At 63.4% G+C, this 8,983-nt stretch carries 6 protein-coding genes; all 6 read left to right on the forward strand.

Translation table 11 applies throughout. The features are described from left to right. The first annotated feature begins 131 nt into the window (after positions 1-131). The 6 genes from NUV89_RS24820 (at position 132) to NUV89_RS24845 (ending at position 8,910) form a co-directional block, all read left to right on the forward strand. Complete coding sequence (locus tag NUV89_RS24820) at positions 132-5,951, forward strand: Hpt domain-containing protein (RefSeq protein ID WP_257783397.1); 5,820 nt, start codon at positions 132-134, stop codon at positions 5,949-5,951. Next, entirely contained in the window at positions 5,944-6,399 is a 456-nt protein-coding gene (locus NUV89_RS24825; protein ID WP_017739425.1) for a chemotaxis protein CheW, read from the forward strand. Before NUV89_RS24820 ends, NUV89_RS24825 begins: the two co-directional genes overlap by 8 nt. 475 nt (positions 6,400-6,874) lie before the next feature. Further along, on the forward strand, positions 6,875-7,120 hold the full coding sequence (locus NUV89_RS24830; protein WP_257783398.1) for a DUF6124 family protein: 246 nt from the start codon (positions 6,875-6,877) through the stop codon (positions 7,118-7,120). 61 nt (positions 7,121-7,181) lie between these two features. After that, the gene (locus NUV89_RS24835; protein ID WP_257783399.1) at positions 7,182-7,811 is read left to right on the forward strand and encodes a nucleotidyltransferase domain-containing protein; all 630 of its coding nucleotides are present in this window, start codon (positions 7,182-7,184) and stop codon (positions 7,809-7,811) included. Beyond that, positions 7,774-8,208 carry a hypothetical protein gene (locus NUV89_RS24840; RefSeq protein WP_257783400.1) on the forward strand — a complete coding sequence of 145 codons (435 nt, stop codon included), beginning with the start codon at positions 7,774-7,776 and terminating at the stop codon, positions 8,206-8,208. Before NUV89_RS24835 ends, NUV89_RS24840 begins: the two co-directional genes overlap by 38 nt. 84 nt (positions 8,209-8,292) lie before the next feature. Next, complete coding sequence (locus NUV89_RS24845; protein ID WP_017736386.1) at positions 8,293-8,910, forward strand: hemolysin III family protein; 618 nt, start codon at positions 8,293-8,295, stop codon at positions 8,908-8,910. Positions 8,911-8,983 lie beyond the last annotated feature (73 nt).

The following is an 8,983-nucleotide window of genomic DNA, read 5'->3' on the forward strand; positions in this document are numbered from 1 at the left end:
GCGGTGTATCAGTCGCCGGATACATCAACTGACAGATTGCATTCGCGAGCAAGCCCGCTCCCACATTTGATCTCCATTTGTCTGGAAATCTTGGCCACACCAGCCACCCACGAATTCTAAGCGGAGCAGTTATGGTTGATCGGCACGACTACGTGGCCCTCGAATGGGTCAAGGGCGACATTGCCGAAACCCTGAAACAGGCCCGTTCGGCGCTGGACGCGTTTGTCGAAACCGGCGACAGCGCCGTCATCGCCCAGTGCCTGGCCGGCATTCACCAGGTGCATGGCGCCCTGCAAATGGTCGAGTTCTACGGCGCGGCGTTGCTGGCCGAAGAGATCGAACACCTGGCCCTGGCATTCCAGGCCGGGCAGGTCGGCCAGCGCGACGAAAGCATCCGCCTCTTGCAACAGGCCCTCAGCCAACTGCCGCTGTACCTCGACCGCGTCCACAGCGCCCGCCGCGACTTGCCGCTGGTGGTGCTGCCGCTGCTCAACGACCTGCGCAGTGCGCGGGGTGAAAGCCTGTTGTCGGAAACCAGCCTGTTCAGCCCGCAGCTGCTGTCGATCGCACCGCTCTCCGATGAAGCCCTGGCCCAGCGCGCGATGCCCGACCTACAAGCGCAACTGCGCCAGTGGCACCAACTGCTGCAACAAGCCCTCGCCGGGTTGCTGCGCGAAGACCATGGCCCCAGCAACCTGGAAGACATGGCGCGGGTCTTTGCGCGCCTCGAAGCGCTGTGCCAGGGCGCGCCGCTATTGCCGCTGTGGCAAGTCACCTCGGCGCTGGTCGAAGGCATGCTCACCGGCGTGATCGCCAACAGCCCGGCGCTGCGCAGCCTGCTCAAGGCCAGTGACAAACAACTCAAGCGTCTGCTGGCCCAGGGCATCGCGGGGATCAACCAGCCGGCCCCGGATGACTTGCTCAAGAGCCTGTTGTTCTACGTGGCCAAAGTCACCCGGCCGACGCCGCGCATGCAAAGCCTCAAGGAGCGCTACGGCCTGGATGAAGCCTTGCCCGACAGCGCCGTGGTGGATGCCGAGCGCGCACGCTTGGCCGGGCCGGATCGCAACGCCATGGGCTCGGTGCTCGGCGCCTTGTGCGAAGAACTGGTGCGGGTCAAGGAACGCCTCGACCTGTTCGTGCGCAGTGATCGCCAGCACACCAGCGACCTCGATGCGCTGCTCGCGCCGCTGCGGCAGATCGCCGACACCCTGGCGGTGCTGGGTTTCGGCCAGCCGCGCAAAGTCATCATCGACCAGCTCGCCGTGGTGCTGAGCCTGGCCCAGGGCCAACGCGAACCCAACGACGCCGTGTTGATGGATGTCGCCGGCGCGTTGCTTTACGTCGAAGCGACGCTGGCGGGGATGGTCGGCACCGTCGAGCCGGAAAGCCGCGAAGAAAGCCGCTTGCCCACCACCGACCTGACGCAGATCCATCAGTTGGTGATCCGCGAATCCTGCCAGTGCCTGCGCCAGGCCAAGGAACTGGTGATCGACTGCCTCGAAGCCGATTGGGACAGGCAGCGCCTGGAATCCCTGCCGGAACTGCTCAGCCAGGTGCGCGGCGCGTTGGCGATGATCCCGCTGCCACGGGCGGCGAGCCTGATGCGCGGTTGCACCGATTACGTCGATGAAGCGTTGATGCTCAATGACACGGCGCCGTCCGCCGACGATCTGGCGCATTTCGCCGACGTAATCAGCAGCCTGGAGTACTACCTCGAACGCATGCTCCAGGACCCCGACGCCGATGGTGAGCGGGTCCTGGAAACCGCCACCCAGGCCCTGGCGGCGCTGGGTTACCTGCCGGCAGAAAAACCCTGGCGCCAAGCGCTGGTGGCGCCGGACGGCGCGTTGTCTTCCGAGGCTGCGCCGAGCCAGTCGCAGTTCGATGCGCTGGCCAACCCGACGTCGCGCCTCAACCCGCCCGCGCTGCAACGCCCGGGCAGCCTGCTGCCGCCACCGGCCGACGAAGAACCCATCGACGATGAACTGCGCGAAGTGTTCCTCGAAGAGACGGATGAAGTCCTCGAAGTGCTGCACCGCCACCTGGCGAGCGCGGCCGATAAAGCGGCCCTGGGCGAAATGCGCCGTGCCTTCCACACCTTGAAAGGCAGCGGCCGCATGGTCCGCGCCCTGGTCTTGGCCGAACTGGCCTGGGCCGTGGAAAACCTGCTCAACCGCGTGCTGGAACGCAGCGTGGCCCTTGGCCCGCAGGTGCAGCAGGTACTGGATGAAGCGGTAGCCCTGCTGCCGGAATTGATCGCCGACTTTGCCACCGACGACCAACACCAGCGCGACGAAGTCGACGCCCTGGCCGCCCGCGCCCACGCGTTGGCCAGTGGCACCGCCGTGCCGGCTGCCGAACCCCATGACCCGATGCTGCTGGAGATCTTCCGCAACGAAGCCCAGAGCCACCTGGACAGCCTCAACCACTTCCTGCAACAAGCCACCGAACACCTGCCGCTGCAAGTCAGCGATGAACTGCAACGCGCCCTGCACACCCTCAAGGGCAGTGCGTACATGGCCGGCGTGTTGCCCATCGCCGAACTGGCGCGGCCGCTGGATCACCTGACCCGCGAATACAAGGCCCACCGCCTGCCGCTGGACCTGGATGAAGTGGAGCTGTTGCTGGAGGCTGAAGGCCTGTTCCAGCGCGGCCTGCGCCACTTGGACCGCGACCCGCTGGCGCCGATCAAAGGTGCGCCGGACCTGATAACGCGCATCCAGGCCCTGCTCGACCGGCAACTGGCTGCCTTGCTCGACGCGCCCAACACCGGCCTGCGCATCAAGCGCGACCCGCAGTTGATCGCCAACTTCCTGGCCCAGGGCATGGACATCCTGCTCGACGCCGAAACCCTGTTGCGCCGCTGGCAACAGCACCCCGGCGAGCGCCAGGAACTCACCGCGCTGCTGGACGAACTGACCACGCTGGGGCAGGGCGCGCACATCGCCGACCTGCACGCCATCGACGAACTGTGCGAAGCCTTGCTCGACCTGTATGGCGCGGTGGAAGAGAGCAGCCTGGCGGTCAGCGAGCGTTTTTTCCATGAGGCCGAATTGGCCCATGAAGCGCTCATCAACATGCTTGACCAGCTTGCCGCCGGCCAGGAAATCAGCGCGGTGCCGGCACGCCTGCAAGCCTTGCGCGAGCTGCTGGACGAAGCCCTCGACCCGTCCGCCACCGGTCTGGTGAAAAGCGACGGCAGCCGCGCCCTGAGCATCGCCGAACTGGGCGCCGCCACGGCGCAGTTGGAGCAGGACACGGCGGTGGACGATGAGATCGTCGAGATCTTCCTCGAAGAGGCCGTGGACATCCTCGACAGCGCCGGGCAGTCCCTCAAGCGCTGGTTGCTGGAGCCCGACGGCGCCGCACCGCTGTCGTCGCTGCAACGGGACATGCACACCCTCAAGGGCGGCGCGCGCATGGCCGAAATCGCCCCGGTGGCCGAGCTGGCCCATGAGCTGGAACACCTTTACGAAGGCTTGGTGGACCGTCGCTACAGCTACTGCGCCGAGCTGTCCCAGGTGCTGATGGCCTGCCATGAACGGCTGGCCCTGCAACTGGACCAACTGCAACAGCAGCAGCCCCTGAGCGACAGCGCGGAGCTGGTGGCCAAGGTGCGGGCATTGCGCCAGAGCACGCCACCGGCCGCTGCGGTCCCGGCCGTGGAAAGCCCCGGCGCCGACCCTGAACTGCTGGATATTTTCCTCGAAGAAGCCGCCGATATCCTCGACAGCTCCGGCAGCGCCCTGCTGCGCTGGCAGGCCGAACCGGGCAACCGCCAGGAAGTCGAAACCCTGCTGCGTGACCTGCACACCCTCAAGGGTGGCGCGCGCATGGTCGAGATCGGGCCGATCGGTGATCTGGCCCACGAGCTGGAATTTCTCTACGAAGGCTTGTCGGCCGGCCTGCTGGCGCCGTCGGCGGAATTGTTCGCCCTGCTGCAAGGCTGCCACGACCGTTTGGCACAGATGATCGACGCGGTGGCGGATGGCTTGCCGGTGGGCTCGGTGGACAAACTCATCGAGCGCATCAAAAGCCTGGTGCACCCAAGCGCCGAGCCGGTGATGCCGGTGGCGTTGGCGGCGAACAAGGCTGAGGCGGTGGTGGAGCCGGCGGCCGACATGGTGAAGATCTCCGCCGAGTTGCTGGATGATCTGGTCAACCTGGCGGGCGAAACCTCGATCTTCCGTGGCCGCATCGAGCAGCAGGTCAACGATGCACGCATTGCCCTGAGCGAAGTGGAAACCACCATCGAGCGCATGCGCGACCAACTGCGCCGCCTCGACACCGAAACCCAGGGCCGCATCCTCAGCCGCCAGCAGGCCGAGGCCGAGCGCCTGGGTTATGAAGAATTCGATCCGCTGGAAATGGACCGCCATTCACAGTTGCAGCAACTGTCGCGGGCGTTGTCCGAATCCGCTTCCGACTTGCTCGACCTCAAGGACACCCTCGACCGGCGCAACAGCGATGCCCACGACCTGTTGCAGCAACAGGCGCGCATCAACACCGAGTTGCAAGAGGGCCTGATGCGCACGCGCATGGTGCCGTTCGAACGCATGCTGCCGCGCCTCAAGCGCATCGTGCGGCAAGTAGCGGGCGAGCTGGGCAAGGACGTCGAATTCATCGTCGGCAACGCCGAAGGCGAGATGGACCGCAACGTGCTGGAACGCATGGCGGCGCCGCTGGAACACATGCTGCGCAATGCCGTGGACCATGGCTTGGAATCCCGCGATGCGCGCCTGCTGGCGGGCAAGCCGGAGAAGGGCCGTATCACCCTGGACCTGACCCACGAAGGCGGCGACATCGTCTTCGACATGCGCGACGACGGCGCCGGTGTGCCGCTGGAAGCGGTGCGGCGCAAGGCGATCAAGCGCGGTTTGCTCGCGCCGGACCAGGAGATCAGCGACCGCGATGTGTTGCAGTTCATCCTGCAACCGGGGTTTTCCACGGCGGAAAAGATCACGCAGATTTCCGGGCGCGGCGTGGGCATGGACGTGGTGCATGAAGAAGTGCGCCAACTCGGTGGCTCGATGTTTATTGAGTCGACGGCGGGGGTGGGTGTGCACTTTCGCATTCGCTTGCCGTTTACCGTGTCGGTCAACCGCGCGTTGATGGTGCAGTGCGCGGACGATCAATACGCGATCCCGCTCAACACTATCGAAGGCCTGGTGCGGGTCATGCCCCATGAACTGGCCGGGCACTATCAGCAAGACCCGCCGCGTTACGAGTACGCCGGCCAGCGCTACGAATTGTTCTACCTGGGCGACCTGCTGCACACCGTCGGCCGCCCGAAACTGCTTGGCCAGTACCAGCCGGTGCCGGTGCTGCTGGTGCAGTGCAACGAGCGGCGGGTGGCGGTGCATGTGGACGCCATGGCGGGCACGCGGGAGATTGTGGTCAAGGGCCTGGGCCCGCAGTTTGCCGGGGTGCAGGGGTTGTCCGGCGCGACCATCCTCGGCGATGGCCGCGTGGTACTCATCATCGACTTGCTCGCGCACATCCGCGCCCGCCAACCGGTCTTGCCGGCACAGGCGGTGGACGCGCCGCTGGTGCTCAACGACCCGCTGAAAAAGCGCCCGCTGCTGGTGCTGGTGGTGGACGACTCGGTGACCGTGCGCAAAGTCACCAGCCGCCTGCTGGAACGCAACGGCATGAACGTACTCACCGCCAAGGACGGTATCGACGCCATCGCCGTGCTTGAAGAACACACCCCGGACCTGATGCTGCTCGATATCGAAATGCCGCGCATGGACGGCTTTGAAGTGGCCATCCAGGTGCGCAACGACCCGCGCCTGATGCGCCTGCCGATCATCATGATTACCTCGCGCACCGGCCAGAAACACCGCGACCGCGCCATGGCCATCGGCGTCAACGACTACCTCGGCAAGCCGTACCAAGAGTCGGTGCTGCTGGAAAGCATCGCCTACTGGAGCAAGTCCCATGCTTGACCACCGCACCAGCCAACTCACCGGCCTGCTGCTGCCATTGGCCGACCGTCATTTGGTGCTGCCCAACGTCGCCATCGCCGAGCTGATCGACTACCAGCGCGGCGAACCCGCTAGCGACGCGCCACCGTGGTACCTGCGCCAAGTGACCTGGCGTGACCGGCAATTGCCGTTGATTAGCTTTGAAGCGGTGTGTGGTGAAGCGGTGGTGACGGGGGAGCGTTCGCGGATCGTGGTGTTGAACACCCTGGGCGGGCGGCCGACGTTGAAGTTTATTGCCCTGGTGATCCAGGGCATTCCGCGTTCGTACAAGCTCGATAGCCAGTTGAGTTATGTGGATGTGCCGTTGTGTGCGCTGGAGCTGGCGGCGGTGCAGGTGGGGGAACATGTGGCGAAGGTGCCGGATTTGCTGGGGTTGGAAGCGTTGTTGGTGGAATCCGGCCTGGCCTGATCTCAAGCCCTGTGAAGATCGAATGTGGGAGCTGGCTTGCCTGCGATAGCGGTGTATCAGATGTTGATGCAGTGACTGACACACTGCCATCGCAGGCAAGCCAGCTCCCACAGTGGATCTTCACAAGGCTTGAGTGCTGTGCGACGTTGGGCGATGCCTCGGATTTTTCCCGCAAGATTTTGGGCCAGGCATGAACTTGTCGCGTGCAGCCGGCGCGCCTAGTCTTCGTCCCGTCATCGCAAAAAACGGTGACACGGACGTGCAAGTCCGACGAAACTGTTTAGGCGTACAAACGCCCAGCCATCCAACGGGCGTTTTTTGTGCTCGCTGCTTTATGGCGGCTGCGCGCAGGAGGTCTTCGGACCTGCTGGGTGTCCTAAACAGGCCCGGTCTTGCACACCTGCGCACGGTCGCCACCCTCATTCGCGTGCAAGCGAACGGTGGCGCTCCTTACTCACTGTTTAGGAGTTTCATCATGGTCAAACCTACCCCCAATCCCCCCACCCACCTCTTCACCGTCAACCCTCACCAAGACACCGAAGCGCTGCTGGTCAATGCCAGCGAAACCCTATCGTCCCTCAACGCCATGACCTGCAACCTGGCCTTCGACCTGGACACCTCCCAGCGCGCAATCATGCTTGGGATCCAGCAAATGGCAGAGCTTGGGCAGTTGTTGGTGGATCGAGCACTGGAGCAGATTGCCCCCTCATCGGCGGCTTAATACTTGATCGTTCCCAAAAAGGGACCTATCGTTCCCTTTTTGGGACTGATTGGCCTCTGCCATGCACACCTTGTCGCTCAGCGCTGCACTCTTCACTGTCACCCAGCAAAAGGTACTGGGCCTGCTTTTCGGCAAGCCCGATCAAAGCTTCTTCACCAATGAAATCGCTCGCTGGGCCTTGGTGGGCAAGGGCAGCCTCACTCGCGAACTGGAGCGCTTGCAGTTGGCAGGCATCCTGAGCATGACGCGCCAGGGCAACCAGACCCACTACCAAGCCAACCCCCAATGTCCGATCTACTCGGAGCTGCTGGCCATCGTGCGTAAAACGCTGAGCCTGGACGCGCCATTGCGCACTGCACTGGCACCCTTCGCCGAGCAACTGACGTGGGCCTTTATCTATGGCTCTATCGCCAAGGGCGAGGCGCACTCATCCAGTGACATAGATCTGATGCTGATTGGCGAAAGCCTCAACTACAGTGACGTCATGGAGCAGCTCATGCCGCTGGAAGAGCAACTGGGCCGCACCATCAACCCAACGCTTTACACCCCTGAAGACTGGATTGGCAAATGGAATGCCGGGAACAGTTTTGTGCAGCGGGTCGTGCAGCAGGACAAGATCAATCTGATTGGGGGCAACCCCCTGGAGTCCACGGATGGACAGCAAGGCAAACCTGGAGAATCTGCAACGTAGTGGCGGCCTGAAAGCTGAACCGCCAGACCGTAAGGAATGCGATGGGTTGATGCGCTCGGCCCGGGATCGTTTGAAAGACGCGAGCACGCCACAGTTATCGTTTGCCAGTCGTTTTGACCTGGCCTACAACGCCGCCCACGCCATCGCCCTCACGGCCTTGCGCCTGCAAGGTTATCGCTCTGACAAACGTTATCTAGTCTTTCAGTGCCTGATCCACACCCTCGGTGCGAGCAAGGTGCAGGTGCGGTTATTGGCGCTGTGCCATGAGCGCCGGAACCTCGCAGAATATGAGGGTTACATGGACGAAGATGAAGCGCTGCTGGGCCAACTCATGGACGGCGCGACGGCGATGTTAAGCCGTGTGGATGACTTGCTCGCAGGTCATGAATGGACGTGAGCCGTTCACAACCCCTTGCACTCTCCCCCACAACGCTGGACCCTTGGTGCTCAATCGCTAACGAGCATCGGAGGTCAATGGCGTATGTATCACGGTGAACGATTCAACGCCTGGAGCCACTTGCTCGGCGCGGTCGCGGCCTTTGCGGGGGCGGTGTGGATGTTGGTGGTGGCGAGCCTGGATGGCAGCCCGTGGAAGATTGTCAGCGTGGCGATCTATGGCGTCACGTTGCTGGTGCTGTACAGCGCGTCCACGGTGTACCACAGCGTGCGCGGGCGGCGGAAAGAGATCATGCAGAAGGTCGATCACTTTTCGATCTACCTGTTGATCGCCGGCAGTTACACGCCGTTTTGCCTAGTGACGCTACGCGGCCCGTGGGGCTGGACGCTGTTCGGGATTGTGTGGGGGCTGGCGGTAATTGGCATCCTGCAAGAGATCAAGCCGCGTTCTGAGGCGCGCATCCTGTCGATCGTGATTTATGCGGTGATGGGCTGGATCGTGCTGGTGGCGGTCAAGCCGTTGATCGCGGCGCTGGGAGTGGCGGGGTTTACCTGGCTGGCGGCGGGTGGGGTGCTGTATACCGTCGGCATCATCTTTTTTGCGTTGGAAGATCGACTGCGGCACTCCCATGGGATCTGGCATTTGTTTGTGATTGGCGGGAGTTTGCTGCATTTTGTGGCGATCATGCGGTATGTGCTCTAACAGCCGACCCGGTCAAAAATGTGGGAGCGGGCTTGCTCGCGAAAGCGGTGTGTCAGTGAAGTAGGTATTGGCT

The sequence above is a fragment of the Pseudomonas sp. 18.1.10 genome, assembly GCF_024655625.1.
Classification (GTDB): domain Bacteria; phylum Pseudomonadota; class Gammaproteobacteria; order Pseudomonadales; family Pseudomonadaceae; genus Aquipseudomonas.